This is a genomic window from Hymenobacter sp. 15J16-1T3B, assembly GCF_020711235.1.
GTDB lineage: Bacteria > Bacteroidota > Bacteroidia > Cytophagales > Hymenobacteraceae > Solirubrum.
On sequence record NZ_JAJFAV010000021.1, the window covers coordinates 47,628 to 69,297 of the forward strand.

Consider the following 21,670-nt stretch of genomic DNA (forward strand, 5'->3'; position numbering starts at 1 on the left):
TGCTAACAAGCCCATGCTACGCCCAGCCTTACTCCTGCTTACCGCTTCCGCCGCGCTGCTGACCGCCAGCAGCTGCGGCTCCAAGGAAACCCAGGCCGCAGCCGCGCCGCCTACCGCGGAAGCTTCGGCCGATACCGAGCTCATCCCGGTGCAGACGGTGCCGCTAGCCGCTCAGCCGCTGACCGAGGCCATCCGTGCCAGCGGCAAGCTTTCCTCCGCCACCGAGCTGCGCCTGGGCTTCAAAGTCGGCGGTATCGTAACAGAGCTAGGTCCCCGCGAAGGCGACGAGGTGCGCCGCGGGCAGGTGCTGGCCCGCGTGAATCCGGCCGAGGTGGGGGCGCAGGTGACGCAGGCGCGGGAAGCCCTGGCGCAGGCCGAGCGCAGCCTGCAGCGCAGCCAGAACCTGTACCGCGACTCGGTGGCAACGCTGGAGCAGGTGCAAAACGCCCGCACTGCCGTGGCTGCCGGCCGCGCCGCCGTGCAGGCCGCCGAGTTCAACCAGCAGTACGCCACCATCGTGGCGCCGGTGAGCGGGCGGGTGCTGAGCCGCCGCGCCGAGCCGGGCGAGCTGGTGGCCGCCGGCGCCCCGGTGTACGAGCTCAGCTCCTCGGACGCGGCCTGGGTGCTGCGCGTGGGCCTGGCCGACCGCGACGTGGTGCGCGTGCGCCTCGGCGACGCGGCCACCATTCACCTCGACGCCTACCCGGAACTGGACTTCCGGGGCCGCGTGAGTCGACTGGCCCAAACCAGCGACCCGGCCAGCGGCACCTACGAGGCGGAAATAACCGTGCAGCCCGCCGGGCGCAAGTTGGTATCGGGGCTGGTGGGCGAAGTGGACATTACTCCACGGGCCGGGGCGGCCGTGGCCACGGTGCCGGTGGAGGCTTTGGTCAGCGCCGACGGCAGCCGGGGCTACGTGTACACCCTGCGCGGCCGCGGGCCGCAGGTGCAGCAGCACCCGGTGCGCGTGCTGCGCCTGCTGGGCGGGCAGGTGGCCATAGCCTCCGAGTTGCCGCTAGGCACGCCCATCATCAGCCAGGGCGCGGCCTACCTCACGCCCAGCTCGCGGGTGACGGTGCAGTAACCCCCGCTTCTCTCCCACTCCAAACCGAAGAACGCCGTGCGTATCGCCGCTTTTTCCGTCAAGAACTACCAGTTCATGCTGGTGGTGTTTCTGCTGGCGCTGGGCCTGGGCCTGAACGCGCTGCTGACCATGCCCCGGGCCGAGGACCCCTCGCTGTCCTCGCCGAGCTTCGCCGTGGTGGCCGTGTACCCGGGCACCAACCCCACCGACATGGAGGATTTGGTGGTCAAGCCCCTGGAGGAAAAGCTCAACGGGCTCGACAACGTCAAGAAGCTCGTCACCACCATCGACGACGGGCTGGCCGTGGTGCGCATCGACTTCGTGTACTCCGAGGACCCCGACGACAAGTACGCCGAGGTGCTGCGCGAAATCAACAACCTGCGCCCCCAGCTGCCGGCCGATCTGGCCGCGCTGGAAGTGCAGAAGTTCACCCCTTCGGACGTGAACATCCTGCAGGTGGCGCTGGTGTCGCCGACCTTGCCCTACAGCGCGCTGCAACAGCAGGCCGAGGAGCTGCAGGACCGCCTGCAGAAAATCAAGGCGCTGAAGAAAGTGGAAACCTGGGCCTACCCGCTGCGGCAGGTGCGCGTGAACCTGAACCTGGAGAAAATGGCCCGGCTCGGGCTAGGGCTGAACCAGGTGCTCGGGGCCATTCAGAGCGAAAACGTGAACATTCCCGGCGGCTCGGTGGAAGCCGGCCCCAAGAAGTTCAACATCAAAACCAGCGGCCGCTACGCCGACCTGGCGGAGGTGCAAAACACCGTGGTGCAGGCCTCGGCCCAGGGCGTGGTTTACCTCAAGGACGTGGCCGACGTGAGCTTCAACTACGAGGAGGAAAACTACCTCGGCCGGCTCAACGGGCAGCGCGCCGTGTTCGTGTCGGCGGCCATGAAGGACCAGCAGAACATCATTGCCGTGCGCGACGAGCTGACGCCGGTGCTGGCGCAGTTCCAAAAGGATTTGCCCAAGGACATCCAGTACGTCAAGAGCTTCGACCAGGCCGATAACGTGGGCCACCGCCTCACGGGCTTCACCCGCGACTTCGGCATTGCCATCTTCCTGGTGCTGCTCACGCTAATTCCGCTGGGCTGGCGGGCCTCGGTGGTGGTCATGATTTCCATTCCGCTCTGCCTGGCCATCGGGCTGGCCATCCTAAATTTGCTCGGCTTCAGCATCAACCAGCTCAGCATCGTGGGCTTGGTGGTGGCCCTGGGTTTGCTCGTCGACGACAGCATCGTAGTGGTCGAAAACATCGAGCGGTACCTGCGCGCCGGCTACGGCCGGGTGCAGGCCGCCATCAAGGCCACCGAGCAGATCAGCCTGGCCGTGGTGGGCTGCACCGCCGTGCTCATCCTGGCCTTTTTGCCGCTGGTGTTTCTGCCCGAGGGCGCCGGCGACTTTATCCGCTCCCTGCCCATGGCCGTCATTACCACGGTGCTGGCTTCGCTGTTCGTGGCCCTGACCATCGTGCCCTTCCTGTCGAGCCGCATTCTGTCGGCGCACGAGCACGCCGAGGGCAACTTCTTTCTGCGCGGGCTGAACCGGGTGCTGGAGCGCACCTACAAGCCATTGCTCGACCGCGCCCTGCACCGTCCCTACCTGGCGCTGGCCGTGGCCGGGGCCATCTTCGTGGGCGCCCTAGCCCTAATTCCGACGGTGGGCTTCAGCGTGTTTCCGCGCTCCGAGAAGCCCATGTTCCTGGTGACCATCGAGACGCCGCTGGGCACCTCGCTCTACGAAACCGACCGCGTGGCCCGGCGCGTGGAACGCGAGCTGGCCCGGGAGCCGCAGGTGCGCAACTACGCCACCAACGTGGGCCACGGCAACCCGCGCATCTACTACAACATCGTGCCGCGCAACACCACCGCCAACTTCGCCGAGCTGTTCGTGCAAACCCAGCCGCTGGAAGTCAAGGAGCTGGAGGCGCTGGTGACCCGCCTGCGCGGCCGGCTGACCAACGTGCCCGGGGCCAAAATCGAGGTCAAGCAGTTTGAGCAGGGCCCGCCGGTGGAGGCGCCCATTGCCATCCGCGTCTTCGGCGACAACCTCGACTCCCTGCGCAGCCTGGCCTTCCGCGTCGAGAAGCTGCTGGCCCGCACCGAGGGCACCATCTACGTGAATAACCCGCTCACCGCCCTGGGCACCGACCTCAAGGTGCGCATCAACAAGGACAAGGCCGGCTTGCTGGGCATCCCGGTCAGCGAAATCGACCGCACCGTGCGCCTGGGCGTGGCCGGCCTGAACGTGGGTACCTTCCAGGTGGAGGGCGACGACAACGACTACAACATCAACGTGAGCTTGCCCCGCGGGCAGCGCCAGACCCTCGACGCCTTCGACAAGCTCTACGTGACCAGCCGCTCGGGCGCCCTGGTACCCCTGCGCCAGCTGGCCGACCTGCGCCTGGAAGCCAGCCCGACCAGCATCCGCCACTACGACAAGGACCGCTACGTGACCATCACCGCCTCGGTGAAGCCGGGCTACCTGACCAACAACGTCTACGAGAAGGTCATCGGCCAGCTCGATGCGTTCAAGTTTCCGGCCGGCTACCGCTACGTGGCCGCCGGCGAAAAGGAAAGCGCCCAGGACTCCTTCGGCGGGCTCGGCACCATTGTCATCATCACCATCTTCGGCATCTTGGCCGTGCTCATCCTGGAGTTCCGCACCTTCAAGAGCACGCTCATCGTGCTGTCGGTCATCCCGTTGGGCGTCATCGGCGCGGTGGTAGCCCTGCTGCTCACCGGCAATTCTTTCTCTTTCGTGGCCGTCATCGGCCTGATTGCCCTCATCGGCATCGAGGTGAAGAACTCCATCCTGCTCGTGGACTTCACCAACCAGCTGCGCCTGCAGGGCCGGGGGCTGGACGAGGCCATCGAGGAAGCCGGGCAGGTGCGCTTCATTCCCATCCTGCTGACCACGCTCACCGCCATCGGCGGGCTGGTGCCGCTGGTGCTCGAAGGCAACCCGCTCTACTCCCCGCTGGCCTGGGTGCTCATCGGCGGGCTGATTTCCTCGCTGCTGCTCACGCGCATCGTCACGCCGGTGCTATACAAATTGTTACCGCCTACCCTGCCCGAAACCGCTAAAACGCCCGCCAGGGTCGAACAAGCCGCCGGGGAGCTGGTTCCGGCTTAGCACTTATGTACCGACCCGTTTGGTAGCAGCGCCCGGCCCGCTGCGGCCGCCTTTGCCCAGTCTAGGCGGAGTAAAGTAAATGCTGACCAGCTGCGTCAGCCCTGCCTGAAACGCCCAGGGCGTTGCGCCAACCCCCTTTCTCACCATCCGCATGGAAACCTCAATTCAATGGCAGGTTGAACGCCTGCTGCGCCACAAACAACACTCGGCCTTTCGCCTGCAGCCCGATTCCAAGCTCAGCGACGACCTGGGCCTGGATTCCATCGAACTGGTGGAGCTGGTCATCGACCTGGAACGCCGCTTCCACATCGAAATTCCCGATCCGCGGGTGGAAACGCTGCGCACCGTGCAGGACGTGGTCCGCTGCGTGGAAGACCTGCTGCTGACGCCCGCGCAGGCCGCCTGATTAGGCCCCGAAACTATATCTTAGAGCTGCTATGGAAGCTCCCGCCCCGCCCTTCGTCGCCCCCGACTACTCCGCCGCTGACACCTGCCGGCTGGCCCCGCGCACTTGGCTGCGCCTGGCCAAGTGGGAACTGGGCGAGGCGCAGCTGCACCTGCTGGGCATCCCGCTGGTAGCACTGATTATCTGGCTGCTGCACAGCCGGGGCTCGGTGGCGGAGCTGGCCTTCGGCACGTTTTGCACCGCCGTCTGCTGGGAGGGCGACCGGCAAATCATGTTTGCCCTGCGCCGCCGCTACCCCAACTACCAGTCCACCCTAATCCGCTTAAGCCTGCAGGCCCTGCTGATTTTGGCCTACACCCTGCTGGTCAACGTGGGCATGGCCGCCGTGCGCAGCTGGGTGTTTATGCCGGAGCTGCAGTACGGCCAGTCCTACGCCAGCTGCCTGCTGCACTCGCTGCCGGCCACGGCCATCGTGCTGCTGATCTACGAGTCGGTGTACTTTTTCCAGGAATGGAAACGCTATTACCTGCGCACCGCTTGGCTGGAAAAGGAGCGCGCCGTGAGCCAGCTGGCCGCCCTCAAGCAGCAGGTCGATCCGCACTTTCTGTTCAATACCCTGAACACGCTGGCGGCACTGGTCGGCGACAACGAGCCCGCCCAGGAATTCCTCGACGAGCTGGCCAACGTGTACCGCTACGTCCTCTCCCGCCGCGACCAGGCCACCGTGACCCTGGCCGAGGAAATGGCCTTCGTCGAGTCGTACGTGTACCTGAACAAGATTCGCCACCAGGAAGCGGTGCAGGTGCTGAGCCAGCTGCCCGCGGCCGTCCTGCAGCAGCACGTGCCGCCCTTGTCAGTGCAGATGCTGGTGGAAAACGCCATCAAGCACAACGCGGCCAGCCCGCAGCGGCCGTTGCGCATCGAGCTGTGCGAGGCCGCGGGCTACGTGCAGGTCAGCAACAACGTGCAGCCCAAAACCCAGCTGGCCCGCGGCGCCCGCCTGGGCTTGCGCAACCTGCAGGAGCAGTTTCAGCTGCTGGCCGGGCGCGAGGTGCTCGTCGAGCAGGACGCGGGCCGCTTTGCCGTCAAACTCCCCTTGCTTACCCCCGCCCATGCGCGCCGTACTCATTGAAGACGAAGCCCCCGCGGCCCAGCGCCTCACCCAGCTGCTCGGCCAGCACCCCGACGTGCAGGTGGAAGTCCGGCTGGCCAGCGTGGAAGAAGCCGTGGCCTGGTTTGCCTCGCACCCCGCCCCCGACCTCATCTTCGCCGACATCCAGCTGGCCGACGGGCTGAGCTTTGAAATCTTCGACGCGGTGGCCGTGCGCAGCCCCATCGTCTTCACCACCAGCTACGACGAGTACGCCCTGCAGGCCTTCTCGCTGCACAGCGTGGATTACCTGCTCAAGCCCATCAACGCCGGGCAACTGGGCCGGGCCCTGGGCAAGTACCAGTTTTGGCAGCAGCAGGAACCCGCCCGCCAGCAGCAGCTCAGCAACGCCCAGCTCCTGCAGATGCAGCAGTTGCTCGACGCGCTGCCGCTGAGCCCGCCGCGCTACCGGCAGCGCTTCCTCGTCAGCACCGGCGAGCAGTTGCTCCCGGTGCCGGTCGGCGAGGTAGCCTACTTCTTCACCGCCCACGAGCTGGTGTACCTGGTACGCCGCGACGGCCGCCGCTTTCCCGTCGACTACAAGCTGGACCAGTTGGAAAAGCTGCTCGACCCAGCGCAGTTTTTCCGCGTCAACCGGCAGTACTTGGCGGCCATGCCGGCGGTGGAGAAAATCTACACCTACCTCGGCGGCAAGCTCAAGCTGGAACTGCTGCCCGCCGCCGGCGAGGAGGTGCTCGTCAGCCGCGAGCGGGCCCCGGCCCTGAAGCGCTGGCTGGAATAGCTGCGCGCCCCGGCCTACGCCAACCGTTTTTTTCGCCGATTACTGACCCCGCCGTACCTGCCGGCGGGGCTTTTGGCGTGCTGCGGAGTTCGGCAATTTTTACCGCCAACTCTTCGCTGTCAATCAACACCTTGCCCGCACCGTCTTCGTATCGCTCAATTGGCCGCGGCCGCCGCGTTCCGGCCGGGCGGTGCGCGCGGCTTCGGCCGGCGCGGGCCACGGCTGCTTTCGGGCGGATGCGCAGTCGTCTGCTTCGGCGGCTTGTTTTATCTTTACCCTTCGCACCTGTCCCAACCGTTATGTCTGTTGCCCTCACACGTCCCGTTATCCTGCAGCGTTTGCGCAGCGAAACGCACGCGTACCACGAGGCGCTGGAGCAAAACGCGTTCAACCAAGCACTGCAGGCAGGCACGCTCACGGCGGCGGTGACGGAGCAGTTTCTGGGCAAGCTGTACGGCTTTCTGCTGCCCTACGAGGCGCAGTTGCGCCACCACCGCCCCGGCCCCGAATGGCAGCCGGAGCTGCGCCAGCGCGCCCACCTGCTGCGCGCCGACCTACCCGCCGCCGACGCGCTGCCCCTCTGCTCCACCATGCCCCTGCTCGACACCTGGCCCCGGCTCCTGGGCGCCATGTACGTGCTGGAAGGCTCGACGCTGGGCGGGCAAGTTATTGCCCGGCAGTTGGCCCGGGCCGGCTTGGCCCCCCGTCGCTACTTCAGCGGGCACGCCGAGCAGACCGGGGCGCTGTGGAAAAGCTTTTGCCAGCTGCTGGGCGCCGAAGCCACCGCCGACAACGAGGCTGCCATCGTCGCCGCCGCTATTCAGACCTTTCAATTGCTACACGCGTGGATCGAGCAACGGTAGTCACGACGGACGAAACCCTGATCAATGCCCCGGTCACGCTGACCACCTGCGACCGGGAACCGATTCATATTCCGGGCTCGATTCAGCCCTACGGCTTCCTTCTGTGCCTGGAGGAGGGCAGCCGGCGCGTGGTGCACGCCTCGGCCAATGCCGCGGAGCACATCGGCATCGACGCCACGGCGCTGCTGGGCGCGGGCCTGGAGCGCCTGCTGGACCCAACGGCCCTGGCCGAGGTGGAGCGTGCCCTGGAGGTGGCCGCGGAGGAGCCCAAGCTGCTGACCGTGCCCCTGCTGACCGGCGCGGGACGCCCGGCCTACCGCGTGGTGCTTCACCGCCACGACGGGCTGCTGTGGCTGGAGTTTGAGCCCGTGGCTGCGGGCGAAGCCAACGTGCTGGACCTGGCCACCCTCAACCAGACCCTGGGCCAGATGCTGACCGCCGGCTCGGTGCTGGAATTCTGCCAGTTTGCCGTGGACCAAGTGCGCGACCTGACGGGCTTCGACCGGGTGCTCATGTACCGCTTCGCCGAGGACGCCAGCGGCGAGGTGGTGGCCGAGGCCAAACGCGAGGACCTGGAGCCGTTTTTTGGCCTGCACTACCCCGCCACCGACATTCCGCAGCAGGCGCGGGCCATGTACCTCAAAAACTGGCTGCGCTTCATTGCCGACGTGGACTACCAGCCGGCCCCGCTGGTGCCGGTGCTCCACCCCGAGCACCAGCGCCCGCCCGACATGACGCACGCGGTGCTGCGCAGCGTGTCGCCCATTCACCTGCAGTACCTGCGCAACATGGGCGTGGCGGCCACCATGACGATTTCCATTATCCAGGAAAACCGCCTGTGGGGCCTCATCACCTGCCACCACCTCACTCCGCGGCTGCTGCGCTACGAGCTGCGCGAGCTGTGCCTCTTCATCGGCAAGACGTTTTCGGCCCTGCTCAAGACCAAGCAGCAGCAGGACGAGTTTGCCTACCAGCTGCACATCCGCGAAACCCAGGCCCAGCTGTTTGAGCAAGTGGGGCGCCACGCCAACTTCCTCGAGGGCCTGTACCAGCGCAAGCCCACCGTCACCGACGTGTTTGATTGCGGCGGGGCGGCCATTTGCTTCGAGGGCAACATCATCACGCTGGGGACCACGCCCACCAAGGCGCAGATTGCCGAGCTGACCCAGTGGCTGCAGCAGCACGCCCCGCAGGACGTGTTTTACACCAACTCCTACGTGCAGCACAACCCCGCCGGCCTCGCCATTCGCGGCACGGCCAGCGGCATTTTAGCGGTGTCGCTCTCGCAGGAGTCCGGCGACTACCTGATCTGGTTCCGGCCGGAGGTGATTCAGACGGTAACCTGGGCCGGGCGCGAGCAAAAGGCCGAGCGGATGGAAAACGGGCTGCTGCACCTCTCGCCGCGCCAGTCTTTCGAAGCCTGGAAGCAAACCGTGGACAGCACCGCCGTGGCGTGGCGGCCCATGGAAATCAAGGCGGCCGAGGAAATCCGCCTGCACCTCTCCGACGTGCGCCTGAAAATCTTCAACGAGCTGCAGGCCCGCGCCGCCTCGCTGAGCAAGCTCAACTCGGAGCTGGAGCGCAGCAACGACGAGCTGGATTCCTTTGCCTACGTGGCCTCGCACGACTTGAAGGAGCCGCTGCGCGGCATTCACAACTACTCCATCTTCCTGCTCGAAGACTACGCCGACAAGCTCGACGCCGAGGGCACGCAGAAGCTGGAAACGCTGGTGCGCCTGAGCCGGCGCATGGAGGCCCTGATCGAGTCGCTGCTGCAGCTCTCGCGCGTGGGCCGGCAGGAGTTGGTGGTAGCCCCGACCGACCTGAATGCGGTGCTCGAAGACGTGCTCGACGTGCTGCAGCTCAGCTACCAGCGTATTGCTCAGCTGGTAACGGTGCACGGGCCGCTGCCCACGCTGCGCTGCGACGCGGTGCGGCTGCGCGAGGTCTTCGCGAACTTGCTCACCAACGCGCTCAAATACAACGACAAACCCACGCCGCACGTAGAAGTGGGATTGGCCCCGGCCGGGGTGCGCGGTCCGCGCGGCACCGGCCAACCCGACGATTATTACGTGTTCTACGTGCGCGACAACGGCATCGGCATCGACGCCCGCCACCACGAAACCGTCTTTAAGATCTTCAAGCGCCTGCACGCGCAGGACAAGTACGGCGGCGGCACGGGCGCCGGCCTGCCCATTGCCCGCAAGATGGTGGAACGCCACGAGGGGGAATTGTGGTTAGAGTCGGAGCCTGGTCAGGGCACAACGTTTTTCTTCTCTCTTTCAAAGCACTTGTAAGTGATACCCTCCGCTCACAAACCCATCCTGGTGGTAGAAGACAGCGTGGAAGACTTTACGGCCCTGGGCCGGGCCTTCCGCAAACACGCGCTGCCCAACCCCGTGCTGCGCTGCGAAGACGGCGACCAGGCCCTGGAATACCTGCAGGGCTACGGCAAGCACGCCGGCTGGCCCGCCCAGCTGCCCGCCTTCGTGCTGCTCGACCTGAACCTGCCCGGCACCGACGGGCGCGCCGTGCTCAGCAAGGTCAAGCAAGACCCGCACCTGCAGTCCATCCCGGTTATCATTTTCAGCACCTCCACCAACTCGCGCGACATCGAGGAGTGCTACCGGCTCGGCGCCAACAGCTACCTGACCAAGCCCATCGAGTTTTCGGCCCTGGAGGAGAAAACCGCCACGCTGGTCCGTTACTGGCTCGCCACCTCCGAGCTGCCCCCCGTAAGCTAGCCCCCGCCCGTTCTGCGTGAAGAAAATCCTCCTTGTCGACGACAACGAGCACGACCGGATGCTGTACCGCCGCCTGCTGCGCAAGCAGGCTGAGCACCAGGAATTTCAGGTATTCGAAGCTGACTCGGGCGAAATGGCCCGCGTGCAGTTTGCCGCGCACCGCCCCGACTGCGTCCTGCTCGATTACAACCTGCCAGACACCGACGGCCTGGAGCTGCTGCTCGACCTGAAGCAGCTGGCCCCGGACGATTCGCTGTGCGTGGTGATGATAACCGGCGGCGGCAGCGAAGCCCTGGCCGTGAAGGCCCTCAACAACGGCGCGCTCGACTACTTGGTGAAGCAGCACTTCGACCACGAACTGCTGTTCAAGACGGTGATGCACGCCATCGAGAAAAACGAGTGGCGGCAGCGCGTGGCCGAGCACCACCAGCAACTGCAGGCCGTCAACCAGCAGCTGGCCCGTACCAACCGCGACCTGGACAACTTCGTGTACGCCGCCTCGCACGACTTGCGCCAGCCGGTCAATAACCTGCGCGGCCTTTTCGACGAGCTGCGCCGCAGCGCCTCTTTCGACGACCCCGACCAAGCCGTTATCCTCGGCATGGTCGACGCCTCGCTCGACGCGCTGTCGACCACCATCACCGACCTGGCCGCGGTGGTGCAAATGGCCCGCCCCGAAGGCGAGCAAACCACCGAGCCCGTGGCCCTGGCCGACCTCACCGCCGACGTGCTGCAAACCCTGCACCCGCAGCTGCAGGCCGTGCAGGCCGACGTGGAGACGGACTTCGAGGAGCTGCCGGAGCTGGAATACGTGCGCAGCAACCTGCGCACCATCCTGCTGAACCTGCTCAGCAACGCCGTCAAATACCGCCACCCCGACCGCGCCCCGCGCGTGGCCCTGCGCACCACCGTGCGGGCCAACCAGCCGGTGCTGGAGGTACAGGACAACGGCCTGGGCATGGACCTGGAGCGCCACGGCCCGGAGCTGTTTCAGCTGTTTCGCCGCTTTCACCCCCACGCGGGCGAGGGCACAGGCGTAGGGCTGTTTCTGGTGAACCGGCTGGTGCAGGCCCACGGCGGCCGCATCGAGGTGGAATCGGAAGAGGGCCAAGGCACCACGTTCCGGGTGCACCTGCGGGGGTAGGTTCCCGCCGGGCCGCCAGCCTTACTGCAGGGCCCAGTGGCGGGCGGCAATCAGCTCGGTAAAGCGCCGTAGGGCAATCGGCAGTGTGGGCATTACTTGGTTCATAGAATCGTGAATCAGCCGCTGGCTAAGCGGCGTGACGGCCTCCACCACGGCCATGCGCTTGATCCCGCACTCCACAAACGAGGACATCAGCACGGAAGCCGCCCACTCCAGGTCGGCCGCCGGTACGTGGCCGAGCAGCCTGTCGTCGGCCACCCAGGCCCCGACGCGGTGCTCCCGCGCCAGTTGCAGGGCTTCATTGAGCGCGGCGCGGCGTTGTTCGCTACTGGCGTGGCCCAGCCATTCGGCTTCCAGGGCGCGTCGTTCACCCGCCTGCAGCAGGTACAGGCGCAAAAAAGGGTAATTGGCAAGTAGGTGCATGGCAGTGGAAAGAGCAGCAACGGGCGTATCCTCTTCGTCCTACTTGCCGCCAGGGCACCGCAGGCCAGGGTAGATACCCCGGCAAGATAGACAGCACGCGCTAGCTCGGCCGTAACGAGCTCGGTTAGTGTCCAAGCCGTCCGGAGTGAGCCGACGGGCATTTGCAGCTGCCTCGACCCTCGTACCCTCCCTGCAATTCGTGCAAATTAACAGGGCTTTATTTCTACCTTGTGATATATGGAGCACAGCCAGCTATTCACTGAAACGACTACGTTTTACGCGGTTGAGTATTCGGCACACCCGCCCCTGCTGCGCGGGCGCGATACCCGCCCGCTGAGCGCCGAAGAAATTACCGAAACCTGTGAATTGCTGCTGGCTACGGCGCAGCGCTATGAGTGCTCCTATTGGCTGCTGGATGGCCGCTCTCACCAAGGCGAGCAGCCGCGGGAGCTGCACGATTGGATGCGCGAAGAGTATTTCCCTCGGGTGCGCCGCGAACTGGCCAAGCCCCCCTGCATTGCGTTCCTGGTGCCGCCGTTCGTCTGGGCTGGGCTGGTGGCCCAGGGCTACGAGCAGCCGCTGAACGACTTTTCCCACGGGGTCCATATGGGCTGGTTCACCGACGAGGCGCCCGCGCTGGCCTGGCTAGATCGGCGCCGGGCCTTGCAGGAACACCGGTAATGGACAAGCGGCGGCTGACAGCCCTCCCCGGCTGGCCCCTGACAACCCAACGCCAGCCCGACCCAATACGAAGTGTAGCCGGTGCGCTACAGCAGCTGCCCGATGCCGAACAGCAGCACGAACAGCAGGGTGCTCATGGCCATCTGCTTGAGCAGCGGGTCCAGGCGCATCGACTCCTGCCGCTGCCACACCTGCACGCCGTTGAAGACGAGTAGCGGGGCCGCGCCTAGGAACAGCCATTGCCAGGGCGAATGGTAATTCTGCACCACGTACGTCACGGCCGCGCCCAGGCCCAGCAACAGCAGCAGCCAGTGGTAGAGGCGGGCGCGGCGCGGGCCCAGGCGCACCGGCACGGTGATTTTGCCGGCCAGCTCGTCGGAGCGCATGTCGCGGATGTTGTTCACGTTCAGCACCGCGGCCGAAAAGCAGCCCAGGCTCACGGCCGGCAGCAGCACGTCGTAGGGCAGGGTGCGCGTCTGCAGAAAGTAGCTGCCGCACACGCCCACCAAGCCGAAGAAGAGAAACACCGACACGTCGCCGAGGCCGGCGTAGCCGTAGGGCCGGGCGCCGGCGGTGTAGTTGACGGCGGCCCAGATGGCGGCCAGTCCCAGCAGCAGAAAGCCCATAAACAGCCACAGCCCGCCCGAGCCCAGCGCAGCCCACAGCAGCCCCAAGCCGGCCACGAGCGACGCGGCCCCGAACACCACCATACCCTGCTTCATCTGCTGGGGGCTGATGGCCCCGCTCTGCACGGCCCGCTGCGGCCCCTCGCGGTGCACGCTGTCGGCCCCGTTCTGCGAGTCGCCGTAGTCGTTGGCCAGGTTGCTGAGCACCTGCAGCAGCACCGTGGTCAGGGCGGCCAGGCCGAGGACCAGGCCGTTGAACTCGTGGCGGCTGGCGGCCAGAAAGCCGCCCATCAGGATGCTGGCCAGCGCCAACGGCAGCGTGCGCGGCCGAAACGCCGACACCCAGGCCCCGACGAGGCTGGGTTTCTGCGGGGTTAGTTCGGGAGAAGTAGTCAAAGCAAAACGCAATCTATCGGCCTGAGCACCACCAAGGGGCCACTGCGGCAGCAGCAGGCGCCCGGGCGGCGCAACCGGCCGCGACAAGGTTCTTGGCGGTGCTCAGGATGAGGCCACCTGGTCGGGCACGGCGGCGGGCCGTGTTATTTCATGATGGCGGCCACCAGCTCGTCGCTCATGGGCTTCACTTTCGATTTGTAAAAGCCCACCACCTGGCCTTGCTCGTTGATGAGGTACTTGCAGAAGTTCCAATCGGGCTTTTCGTCGGTCACGCCGTTTTGCGCCTTGTTGCCCAAAAACTGGTAGAGCGGGGCCGTATCGGCGCCCTGCACCGAGACTTTCTCGAAGAGCGGAAAGCTCACGCCGTAGTTTTTCTCGCAAAAAGCGGCAATCTGCTGGTTGGTGCCCGGCTCCTGCCCGCCGAAGTTGTTGGCCGGAAAGCCCAGCACCGTCACCCGGTCGCCGTGCTTGCGGTAGAGCTCCTCCAGCTCCTTGTACTGCGGGGTGTAGCCGCACTCCGAAGCGGTGTTGACGATGAGCAGTTTTTTGCCGGCAAACTGGCTCAGCTTGACGGGCTTGCCGGTAATATCGTTGACGGTAAAGTCGTAGACGGAGCCGCGGGCGGCGGGGGCGGAAGCGGTGGTTTGGGGCATAGCGGGGTCGTTAGGGCCGGAGGCCGAGCGCGCACCGCAAGCGGCCAGCGCCGCGGCCGCGGCGTAGAGAAAAAGGGCTTTCATGACTAACGGTGGTGAGAACGTGGAGCAAGGTAGCCGCAGGCAAGCAGCTAACCCGGAGCAAGTACGGTTTGTTGGCCGCGGGGGTCTTAGCTGCGGCTCGGCGTGAGCCACTTTTCGACGTTCGAGGGCCGCCAGGCCTGCATCAGCGCCAGCAGCCCGCCGATGTTGTCGGCTACCAGCAGCTGCCCGCGGTTTTCGGCGCGCAGCAGGCCCTGCGCGGTCATGTGGTCGAGCAGAGTGATGAGCGCGTCGTAGAAGCCGGCTACGTTGAGCAGGCCCACCGGCTTGCGGTGCAGGCCCAGCTGGCCCCAGGTCAGCACCTCAAACAGCTCTTCCAGGGTGCCGAAGCCGCCGGGCATGGCAATGAAGCCCTCGGCCAGCTCGGCCATGCGCAGCTTGCGCTGGTGCATGTTGTCCACGACTTCCAGCGAAGTCAGCCCCAGGTGCGCCACTTCCTTGTCTTTCAGAAAACCGGGAATCACGCCGATGGCCTGGCCGCCGGCGTTCATGGTGGCATCGGCCACGGCGCCCATCAGGCCCACGTTGCCGCCGCCATACACCAGGGTAATGCCCAGCCGGGCCAGCGTCTCTCCTACCTGCGTGGCGTGCTGGCGGTATCGTTCGTCGGTGCCGGCGCTGGAGCCACAGTACACTGCAATTGATTTCATCTGGATTCGGGTAAGGCCCGGCGGCAGGCCAGCCTCGCAAAGTGGTTAAAAAGCAGAACGCGCCGAAGCGCGTTCTGGAAAGGCCGTTACATCCGCTCCGGCGCCTGAATGCCGAGCAGCTTCAGGCTCTGCCGCAGCGTGTCGGCCACCTGGGCCGACAGCGCCACCCGCAGGCTGCGCTTGGCCGCGTCGGGCTCGGCCAGCACTTGCACGTCGTTGTAGAAACGGTTGTAGGTTTTGGCCAGGTCGTAAGCGTACTGGGCAATGACGGCCGGCGAGTAAGCCCGGGCCGCATCGGTCACGGCCGTGGGATACGAGGCCAGGGCCTGCACCAGGTCGCGCTCAGTGGCGTGCAGGGCGGTGGCGTCGGCGCTCAGCTCGGGCTGCACGCCCATTTCGGCCGCCTTGCGCCGCAGCTGGGCAATGCGGGCGTGGGTGTACTGGATGAAGGGGCCGGTGTCGCCGTCGAGCTTCACCGATTCCTCGGGGTTGAAGAGCATGCGCTTCTTCGGGTCCACCTTCAACAGATAGTACTTCAGCGCACCCAGGCCCAGCATGTGGTAGAGCTGGTCCAGCTCCGCGTCGCTCAGGCCCTCGGTTTTGCCCTTGGCCAGGGTGGCTTCCTTGGCAGCTTCGGTTACTTCCACCACCAGCTCGTCGGCATCCACCACGGTGCCTTCGCGGCTTTTCATCTTGCCCGAGGGCAGGTCCACCATGCCGTAGCTCAGGTGGTAGATGGCGTCAGCGTAGGGCTTGCCCAGCTTTTTGAGCACGAGCTTGAGCACCTGCATGTGGTAGTTCTGCTCGTCAGCAATGACGTAAACCGAGGAGTCGTAGCCGAAATCCTGGTACTTCAGCTCGGCCGTGCCCAGGTCCTGGGTCATGTACACGGAGGTGCCGTCGGCGCGCAGCAGCAGCTTCTGGTCGAGGCCTTCGTCGGTGAGGTCCACCCACACCGAGCCGTCCTCCTTGCGGAAGAACACGCCTTTCGCGAGGCCTTCTTCCACCCGCTCCTTGCCCAGCAGGTAGGTTTCCGACTCGTAGTAGAACTTGTCGAAATCCACCCCGATGCGCTGGTAGGTGTCATTAAATCCCTCGTACACCCAGCCGTTCATCTGCCGCCACAAGCTCACCACTTCCTCGTCGCCGGCTTCCCAGTCGCGCAGCATGTCCTGGGCGTGGCGCATCAGCGGGGCCTCGCGTTTGGCCACTTCGTTGGACACGCCCTCGGCTTCGAGCTGCTTGATTTGCTCGCGGTAGTGCTTCTCAAACAGCACGTAGTACTTGCCGATGAGGTGGTCCCCCTTCATGCCCGCCGACTCGGGCGTTTCGCCGTGGCCGTACTCCTGGTAGGCCAGCATGGACTTGCAGATGTGAATGCCGCGGTCGTTGACCAGGTTGGCCTTGGTGACTTCGGCGCCGGTGGCCTTCAGGATTTCGGCCACCGAGTAGCCGAGGAAGTTGTTGCGCAGGTGGCCCAGGTGCAGGGGCTTGTTGGTGTTGGGCGAGGAGTACTCCACCACCACGCGCTGCGGCCCACCGGTCTGCACCGGGGCGGCAATGTCCTGGCTGCGCAGCTCGCGCAGCAGCCGCAGCCACTCGGCGTCGGCCAGCTCCAGGTTCAAAAAGCCCTTCACCACGTTGAAGCCGCTCACACGGGGCTCGTGTTGGGTCAGCCACTCCCCCAGCGCCTGCCCGATTTGCTCCGGGCCTTTGCCCAGGGCTTTGGTCAAGGGAAACGTAACGAGGGTAAACGTGCCCGCGAAGTCCTTGCGGGTGGGCTGAATGGTGAGTTGCTCGGCCGGCACGGCGGCGCCAAACACTTGCTGAATGGCCGCGCTCAGGGCCGCTTTGAGGTCTTGTTCGAGTTGTTGCACGGGGTGCGAATTTTACGTAGCCGCGCCGGGCCAAACGCCGCGGGCGCGCTGAAAAACAATGGGGTTAGGGAGCTAAAAAGCAGACTATGGCGTAAACCTCGCCCGCGGCAACACCCGTTGCTGCGTCGGCGGCAGGCTTACGCTACATTCGTCGCTCGTTGCGGCTCCGCAACGACCGCACCACCGGTATCAAAACAAAGAAAGGCAGCGGTTTCACGGCCGCAAAGGTAGGCAGCCGGGCCGGACATGCCAGCCCCGCCCCCGAAAAACCGCGGGCTACGGCGCCACGCGGCGCAGCATCATCTGCACGCGCTTGGCGTTGCCGCGGGTGATGACCGGGTACGCCGCCGCGTTGGCCAGCAGGGGCTGACCTTCGGCTCCGATGCGGGCTTGCACGGCGTAGGTGTTGGTCGGGTCGATGCGCAGCGTGTCGTAGGGCAGGCTGAAGGCCAGGGGCACCTGCCCGCCGCGGACCAGCACGGTGGCTTCGGCTACCACCGTGGCGGGCGCGCCGGGGCGGGATACGTCCTGCAGCTGCACGTTCAGCACGGCGCCGGGCGGCAGGGCCAGCCGCTCGCGGTAGGTCACGGTGCCGGTGATGGAGTCCTGCACCGCGGCCACGGCGCGGGCGGCCGCGCTGGTGCGGGCGGTGGGCTTGGCGCAGGCGGCCAGTAACAGCAGCAACACAGCAGGCAGAACGGTGGTTTTCATGGCAACAGCGGCAAAACCGGCTCAAACGTGACTGATACTCACGAATGTAGCCGATTTCGCCGCGGTTGCACTATTTCTGCTAGCGAATATTCTTTTTTACGGACAGCAGGCCTCCGATTCCCGACGGCTCGGTCGTCAGCGCCCGGTTACGGTATCCAGTCGCAGCCGCTCCTGAATGGCGTCGGTGGCTACTTCTAGAATGTCGAAGGCGTTGCTGGCCATGGTGTTTTCCGAGTCGAGCGTGGGGTTGATTTCCACCATTTCAAAGCACACCACCCGGTCGTTTTCGAGCAGGTAGCGGCACAGGCTCATGGCTTCGCCCACGTCGAGGCCCAGCTCCACCGGCGTGCCGGTGCCCTTGGAGAAGCGCGAATCGAGCGAGTCGACGTCGAACGAGATGTAGACCAGGTCGCAGAAGCGCAGCTGCTCGTAAATCTCGCGGGCCACCTGCCGGGCGCCCTTGGCGCGAAACTCGTCGAGCTTGAAGTTGCGGATCTGGTGCTGCTCGATGATGGCGTCTTCCTCCGGCTCGGTGTCGCGCACGACCACGTACACGAGGTGCTCGGGCGTGATTTTGGCACCTTCCTCGCCCAAGTTTTTGATTTTGCGCCAGAAAAACTCGGTTTCCGGCTCCACCTCGTTGCGCTGCAGCTCGCGGTGGTCGGCGCCCAGGCTCATGGCCAGGGGCATGCCGTGCACGTTGCCGGAGGGCGTGGTGTAGGGCGAGTGAATGTCGGCGTGGGCGTCGATCCAGACGACGCCCAGGGTCTTGTGCGGGTAGGCGGCCTTGATGCCGGCAATGGTGCCCGCCGCGTTGCTGTGGTCGCCGGCCAGGACCAGCGGAAACTCCCCGAAGCGCAGCGTCTGCTCCACCGTGCTGCTGATGCCCTTGAGCACGGTGTAAATGGAGTCGATGTGCTTGGCGTAGGGGAAGTGGTTTTTGTCGAACAGCACCTGGTTTTGGTCGGGCACTGCCACCGAGTTGAAGCGGCGGAAATAGTCGGAGCCTTTGTTGAGGCAGGCCACTTTAAGGGCGTCAACGCCCAGGCTGGCCCCGCGGGTGCCAGCGCCGAGTTCGGATCGGACTTCGATCAGTTTGATGCGTCGCATACAGTCTTACATGGGCAGAAAGGTTAAAAGGTGTTGTTTGCCGATTGGTGGGTGGGAATGGGCACTCAACCAGGCTCGGAGCGAGCGGACTTTCCACTCTGTTATTCTCCGACGTACAATCAACAACCAAAACACCCCGGCAGGGGTATCTTTGCGGGCCTGAAGTTCGCGAAAAAGCCGCGCTTCCGGCTGCTGTCCCATAATTTACCCATTCTTCGCTGCTTTTCCGAGCCCGCCGGCCTTCGCGCGGGCACCCCAGCTAATGCCCATGGACACGTACCACGACCTGATCAGCCAAACCTTCGATTTTCCCTCCCAGGAGTTTACCGTCGACGGCAACGAGCTGTACTTCCACGGCTTCCCCCTGATGCCGCTCATCGAGAAGCACGGCACGCCGCTGCGCCTGACCTTCCTGCCCAAAATCAGCCAGAACATCCAGCGCGCCAAGCAGTGGTTTCAGCAGGGCATCGAGAAAATTGGCTACCAGGGCTCGTACACCTACTGCTACTGCACCAAGGCCTCGCACTTCGCCTTCGTGGTGGAGGAAGCCCTGAAAAACGACATCCACATCGAGACGTCGTCGGGCTACGACATGCACATCGTGCGCGCCCTGCACGCCAAAGGCAAGATCAAGAAGGACACCTACATCATTGCCAACGGCTTCAAGCGCGAGCGGTACAAGCGCTACCTGACCGAGTTCATGAACGACGGCTTCGTGAACTGCATGCCGATTCTCGACAACCTCAACGAAATCGACTACTACAAGGAGCACGTGCGCGAGGACGTGCGCGCCAACCTGGGCATCCGCCTAGCCTCGGACGAGGAACCGCGCTTCCAGTTCTACACCTCGCGCCTCGGCGTGCGCTACGCCGACGCCATTCCGCTCTACGAGGAGAAGATCAAGGAGGACCCGCGCTTCGAGCTGACGATGCTGCACTACTTCATCAACACGGGCATCAAGGATACCTCCTACTACTGGTCGGAGCTGCGCCGCTTCGTGCACAAGTACTGCGAGCTGCGCAAGGTGTGCCCCACCCTGCACACCATCGACATCGGCGGCGGCCTGCCCATTCAGACCTCCATTCAGCCCGAGTACGACTACGCCTACATGGTGGAGGAAGTGTTGCGCACGATTCAGCGCATCTGCCGCGAGGAAGGCGTGCCCGAGCCACACATCTTCACCGAATTCGGCATTTTCACGGTGGGCGAGTCCGGCGCGCACATCTACCACATCCTCGACGAGAAGCTGCAGAACGACAAGGAACTGTGGTACATGATTGACGGCTCCTTCATCACCAACCTGCCCGACACCTGGGCCCTGAACCAGCGCTTCATCATGCTGGCCCTGAACGGCTGGGAGCGGAGCTACAAGAAGATTCAGCTCGGCGGCATGACCTGCGACTCGCAGGACTACTACAACGCCGAAAAGCACATCTACCAGGTGTTCTTGCCCGAGCAAAGCCCGCAAAAGCCGCTGTACGTGGGCTTCTTCCACACCGGCGCCTACCAGGAGCAGCTCTCCGGCTACGGCGGCATCAAGCACTGCCTCATCCCCGCGCCCAAACACGTCATCCTCGACGTGAACGAGGACGGCACCCTGCGCGACTGGGAGTTTGCCCCGGAGCAGGACCCGGAGTCGATGATGCGCATTCTGGGCTACACCGAATAAGGTCGGCGGCCCGATCCGGCCCGCCCTGCTTCGGCAGGGCGGGCTTTTTGTTGCCGCGGCCCCGCAAGCTGCGCTATATCTGCTTGTTGCCGTGAAATTTGCCCACTTGGTTGGAGTGTAGGGCGGGGAAGTCGTAAGTTTGTAAAGCTCACATTCCATTAGCATCTCCCCTACCATGAAAAAAGCTGTACTCCTGCTGACGGCCGCCGCTTCGCTGGCCCTGGGCGCCTGCAACAAGACGACCTGCCCGGCTTACTCGAAAGCCGACAACCAAACGGCCGAGCCGGTGGCTTCGGCGGCTGCCCCGCAAGCCCGTCAGTAATCCGTACTGAGTTGCCACGAGCCCGCCGGGCGCCTCGCAAGGGGCGCCCGGCGGGCTTTTTTTAGGGCCACATAGCACCACCGCGCCGCGCTGGTCAATTTGACTACGGGATAATTACAAATAAAAAATTTCTAATACCCCCACAAACTAAAGGTTGATATCACGCCGTTCTACTGAGGCATTTGCGCAACTAATACCGCTTACCTCTTTTGAACTTTTGCATGAAAAAGCTTGCACCGCTGGCCTTGGTAGCGTTGGTTGCCGGGCTTGGCTCCTGCCAAACCAAGTGCCCCGCCTACACCCACAAGGCCCCAAACCGGCAATCCGTAGCCGTGACGGCTAGCGCGGCTCAGCCCGCCGTCGAACGGCAGTAATTACCCCATAAGGTTGCGTTAGGGGCGCAACCTGGGCGTCCCGGCAGGCAGCGCTTCGCTACGGAGCTGCCCGGCCGGGACGCCACCTTTTTGGGGCAGTCCGTCCCGTTCTTTTGCCCCTTATCCCGGCTGCTCAGCGGCCAGAATCAAGTCGGCGGCAGTGGCCAGGTTGGCGGTGCGCGGCTCGTAAGCCAGCGTTTCCTCGGGGCCAACGAGAATGGCCCGCACGCCCACCCGGTGCGCCGCCTCCAGGTCGCGGGCCCGGTCGCCAACCAGCCAGCACCGGGCCGGGTCGAGGCGAAAGCGGGCCAGGGCCTTCTCCAGCATCAGGGAGCCGGGCTTGCGCGACAACGACTCCGACACCGAGGGGTGGCCGGGCGCGAAGTAGAAGGCATCGATCAGCCCGCCGCAGGCCTGCTGCAGCTTTTGGTGGCAGGCGTCCATGTCGGCGCGGGTGTAGAGGCCCTTGGCAATGCCGGCCTGGTTGGTGACGACGATGAGGCGGTAGCCGGCCGCGTGCAGGCGCTGCAGGGCGGCGGGCACTTCGGGCAGCACCCGGAATTCGTCGAGGCGCCACACGTAGTGGCCAATTTCGGCGTTGAGCACGCCGTCCCGGTCGAGAAACACGGCCTTGGCCGCGGCAGGGGTAGTCATGCGGGCAAAAATAGCCAGCCGGCCGCAGTACGCATGCCGGGGAAAGAAGCCCCGGTGGGACGGCGGGCATCCGGTTGTGCTTGCCGTCAACGCCCCGAGGTAACCGCCGCGCCGCTTGTCCTGACGTACTTCAGCCGCGCCGATGCGGCATTACCGG

Annotated in this window: 21 protein-coding genes; 13 read left to right on the forward strand and 8 right to left on the reverse strand. The window is 65.0% G+C overall.

The features are described from left to right. The first annotated feature begins 13 nt into the window (after positions 1-13). The 9 genes from LJ737_RS24715 (at position 14) to LJ737_RS27220 (ending at position 11,265) form a co-directional block, all read left to right on the forward strand. Positions 14-1,084: an efflux RND transporter periplasmic adaptor subunit gene (locus tag LJ737_RS24715; RefSeq protein ID WP_227769447.1), complete on the forward strand. Its 1,071-nt coding sequence runs from the start codon at positions 14-16 to the stop codon at positions 1,082-1,084. 36 nt (positions 1,085-1,120) lie between these two features. After that, positions 1,121-4,216, forward strand: a complete 3,096-nt coding sequence (locus LJ737_RS24720; protein ID WP_227769448.1) for an efflux RND transporter permease subunit — start codon at positions 1,121-1,123, stop codon at positions 4,214-4,216. A gap of 151 nt (positions 4,217-4,367) precedes the next feature. Then, positions 4,368-4,622 (forward strand): phosphopantetheine-binding protein, encoded by a 255-nt coding sequence (locus LJ737_RS24725; RefSeq protein WP_227769449.1) that lies wholly within the window; start codon positions 4,368-4,370, stop codon positions 4,620-4,622. A gap of 31 nt (positions 4,623-4,653) precedes the next feature. Beyond that, positions 4,654-5,754 carry a sensor histidine kinase gene (locus tag LJ737_RS24730; RefSeq protein WP_227769450.1) on the forward strand — a complete coding sequence of 367 codons (1,101 nt, stop codon included), beginning with the start codon at positions 4,654-4,656 and terminating at the stop codon, positions 5,752-5,754. After that, positions 5,735-6,514 (forward strand): LytR/AlgR family response regulator transcription factor, encoded by a 780-nt coding sequence (locus tag LJ737_RS24735; protein ID WP_227769451.1) that lies wholly within the window; start codon positions 5,735-5,737, stop codon positions 6,512-6,514. The genes LJ737_RS24730 and LJ737_RS24735 overlap by 20 nt, the downstream gene beginning before the upstream one ends. A gap of 299 nt (positions 6,515-6,813) precedes the next feature. Further along, positions 6,814-7,377 (forward strand): biliverdin-producing heme oxygenase, encoded by a 564-nt coding sequence (locus tag LJ737_RS24740; protein ID WP_227769452.1) that lies wholly within the window; start codon positions 6,814-6,816, stop codon positions 7,375-7,377. Beyond that, complete coding sequence (locus LJ737_RS24745) at positions 7,359-9,674, forward strand: ATP-binding protein (protein WP_227769453.1); 2,316 nt, start codon at positions 7,359-7,361, stop codon at positions 9,672-9,674. Before LJ737_RS24740 ends, LJ737_RS24745 begins: the two co-directional genes overlap by 19 nt. Further along, a complete protein-coding gene (locus LJ737_RS24750) occupies positions 9,675-10,121 on the forward strand; it encodes a response regulator (RefSeq protein ID WP_227769454.1) in 447 nt (148 codons plus the stop codon). 16 nt (positions 10,122-10,137) lie between these two features. Continuing rightward, on the forward strand, positions 10,138-11,265 hold the full coding sequence (locus tag LJ737_RS27220) for an ATP-binding protein (protein WP_227769455.1): 1,128 nt from the start codon (positions 10,138-10,140) through the stop codon (positions 11,263-11,265). A gap of 21 nt (positions 11,266-11,286) precedes the next feature. Here LJ737_RS27220 and LJ737_RS24760 read toward each other — a convergent pair whose 3' ends face one another. Then, on the reverse strand, positions 11,287-11,688 hold the full coding sequence (locus tag LJ737_RS24760) for a hypothetical protein (protein ID WP_227769456.1): 402 nt from the start codon (positions 11,686-11,688) through the stop codon (positions 11,287-11,289). Between the two features lie 237 nt (positions 11,689-11,925). Here LJ737_RS24760 and LJ737_RS24765 point away from each other — a divergent pair, with 237 nt between their 5' ends. Next, complete coding sequence (locus LJ737_RS24765; RefSeq protein ID WP_227769457.1) at positions 11,926-12,369, forward strand: hypothetical protein; 444 nt, start codon at positions 11,926-11,928, stop codon at positions 12,367-12,369. 86 nt (positions 12,370-12,455) lie between these two features. On the opposite strand, the gene LJ737_RS24770 is transcribed toward LJ737_RS24765, so the two are convergent. The 6 genes from LJ737_RS24770 to LJ737_RS24795 all read right to left on the reverse strand — a co-directional run bounded on the left by LJ737_RS24770 (position 12,456) and on the right by LJ737_RS24795 (position 18,494). Beyond that, a complete protein-coding gene (locus LJ737_RS24770; protein ID WP_227769458.1) occupies positions 12,456-13,391 on the reverse strand; it encodes a 1,4-dihydroxy-2-naphthoate polyprenyltransferase in 936 nt (311 codons plus the stop codon). Positions 13,392-13,534: 143 nt separating this feature from the next. After that, positions 13,535-14,128 carry a glutathione peroxidase gene (locus tag LJ737_RS24775; protein WP_227769459.1) on the reverse strand — a complete coding sequence of 198 codons (594 nt, stop codon included), beginning with the start codon at positions 14,126-14,128 and terminating at the stop codon, positions 13,535-13,537. Between the two features lie 86 nt (positions 14,129-14,214). After that, positions 14,215-14,796 (reverse strand): LOG family protein, encoded by a 582-nt coding sequence (locus tag LJ737_RS24780; protein ID WP_227769460.1) that lies wholly within the window; start codon positions 14,794-14,796, stop codon positions 14,215-14,217. A gap of 86 nt (positions 14,797-14,882) precedes the next feature. After that, positions 14,883-16,673 carry an arginine--tRNA ligase gene (gene argS / locus LJ737_RS24785; RefSeq protein ID WP_227769461.1) on the reverse strand — a complete coding sequence of 597 codons (1,791 nt, stop codon included), beginning with the start codon at positions 16,671-16,673 and terminating at the stop codon, positions 14,883-14,885. A 276-nt stretch (positions 16,674-16,949) separates the two neighbouring features. Continuing rightward, the gene (locus LJ737_RS24790; protein ID WP_227769462.1) at positions 16,950-17,384 is read right to left on the reverse strand and encodes a YbaY family lipoprotein; all 435 of its coding nucleotides are present in this window, start codon (positions 17,382-17,384) and stop codon (positions 16,950-16,952) included. A gap of 135 nt (positions 17,385-17,519) precedes the next feature. Continuing rightward, complete coding sequence (locus tag LJ737_RS24795; protein WP_227769463.1) at positions 17,520-18,494, reverse strand: arginase; 975 nt, start codon at positions 18,492-18,494, stop codon at positions 17,520-17,522. 268 nt (positions 18,495-18,762) lie between these two features. On the opposite strand from LJ737_RS24795, the gene LJ737_RS24800 reads away from it, so the two are divergent. The 3 genes from LJ737_RS24800 to LJ737_RS24810 all read left to right on the forward strand — a co-directional run bounded on the left by LJ737_RS24800 (position 18,763) and on the right by LJ737_RS24810 (position 20,859). Then, positions 18,763-20,163 (forward strand): type III PLP-dependent enzyme domain-containing protein, encoded by a 1,401-nt coding sequence (locus LJ737_RS24800; protein WP_227769464.1) that lies wholly within the window; start codon positions 18,763-18,765, stop codon positions 20,161-20,163. 175 nt (positions 20,164-20,338) lie between these two features. Continuing rightward, positions 20,339-20,485, forward strand: a complete 147-nt coding sequence (locus tag LJ737_RS24805) for a hypothetical protein (RefSeq protein WP_227769465.1) — start codon at positions 20,339-20,341, stop codon at positions 20,483-20,485. Between the two features lie 221 nt (positions 20,486-20,706). Further along, entirely contained in the window at positions 20,707-20,859 is a 153-nt protein-coding gene (locus LJ737_RS24810; RefSeq protein ID WP_227769466.1) for a hypothetical protein, read from the forward strand. A 120-nt stretch (positions 20,860-20,979) separates the two neighbouring features. On the opposite strand, the gene LJ737_RS24815 is transcribed toward LJ737_RS24810, so the two are convergent. After that, positions 20,980-21,603 carry a D-glycero-alpha-D-manno-heptose-1,7-bisphosphate 7-phosphatase gene (locus LJ737_RS24815; RefSeq protein ID WP_410779967.1) on the reverse strand — a complete coding sequence of 208 codons (624 nt, stop codon included), beginning with the start codon at positions 21,601-21,603 and terminating at the stop codon, positions 20,980-20,982. Positions 21,604-21,670: the final 67 nt, after the last annotated feature.

What these genes read in the sequence shown, in the direction of transcription:
- LJ737_RS24790 (WP_227769462.1), bottom strand. Translation starts at nt 17,384, where the DNA reads ATGAAAACCACCGTTCTGCCTGCTGTGTTGCTGCTGTTACTGGCCGCC.
- LJ737_RS24780 (WP_227769460.1), bottom strand. Translation starts at nt 14,796, where the DNA reads ATGAAATCAATTGCAGTGTACTGTGGCTCCAGCGCCGGCACCGACGAA.
- LJ737_RS24795 (WP_227769463.1), bottom strand. Translation starts at nt 18,494, where the DNA reads ATGCGACGCATCAAACTGATCGAAGTCCGATCCGAACTCGGCGCTGGC.
- LJ737_RS24810 (WP_227769466.1), top strand. Translation starts at nt 20,707, where the DNA reads ATGAAAAAGCTTGCACCGCTGGCCTTGGTAGCGTTGGTTGCCGGGCTT.
- LJ737_RS24735 (WP_227769451.1), top strand. Translation starts at nt 5,735, where the DNA reads ATGCGCGCCGTACTCATTGAAGACGAAGCCCCCGCGGCCCAGCGCCTC.
- LJ737_RS24725 (WP_227769449.1), top strand. Translation starts at nt 4,368, where the DNA reads ATGGAAACCTCAATTCAATGGCAGGTTGAACGCCTGCTGCGCCACAAA.
- LJ737_RS24805 (WP_227769465.1), top strand. Translation starts at nt 20,339, where the DNA reads ATGAAAAAAGCTGTACTCCTGCTGACGGCCGCCGCTTCGCTGGCCCTG.
- LJ737_RS24765 (WP_227769457.1), top strand. Translation starts at nt 11,926, where the DNA reads ATGGAGCACAGCCAGCTATTCACTGAAACGACTACGTTTTACGCGGTT.
- LJ737_RS24740 (WP_227769452.1), top strand. Translation starts at nt 6,814, where the DNA reads ATGTCTGTTGCCCTCACACGTCCCGTTATCCTGCAGCGTTTGCGCAGC.
- LJ737_RS24775 (WP_227769459.1), bottom strand. Translation starts at nt 14,128, where the DNA reads ATGAAAGCCCTTTTTCTCTACGCCGCGGCCGCGGCGCTGGCCGCTTGC.
- LJ737_RS24715 (WP_227769447.1), top strand. Translation starts at nt 14, where the DNA reads ATGCTACGCCCAGCCTTACTCCTGCTTACCGCTTCCGCCGCGCTGCTG.
- LJ737_RS24760 (WP_227769456.1), bottom strand. Translation starts at nt 11,688, where the DNA reads ATGCACCTACTTGCCAATTACCCTTTTTTGCGCCTGTACCTGCTGCAG.
- LJ737_RS24800 (WP_227769464.1), top strand. Translation starts at nt 18,763, where the DNA reads ATGGACACGTACCACGACCTGATCAGCCAAACCTTCGATTTTCCCTCC.
- LJ737_RS24730 (WP_227769450.1), top strand. Translation starts at nt 4,654, where the DNA reads ATGGAAGCTCCCGCCCCGCCCTTCGTCGCCCCCGACTACTCCGCCGCT.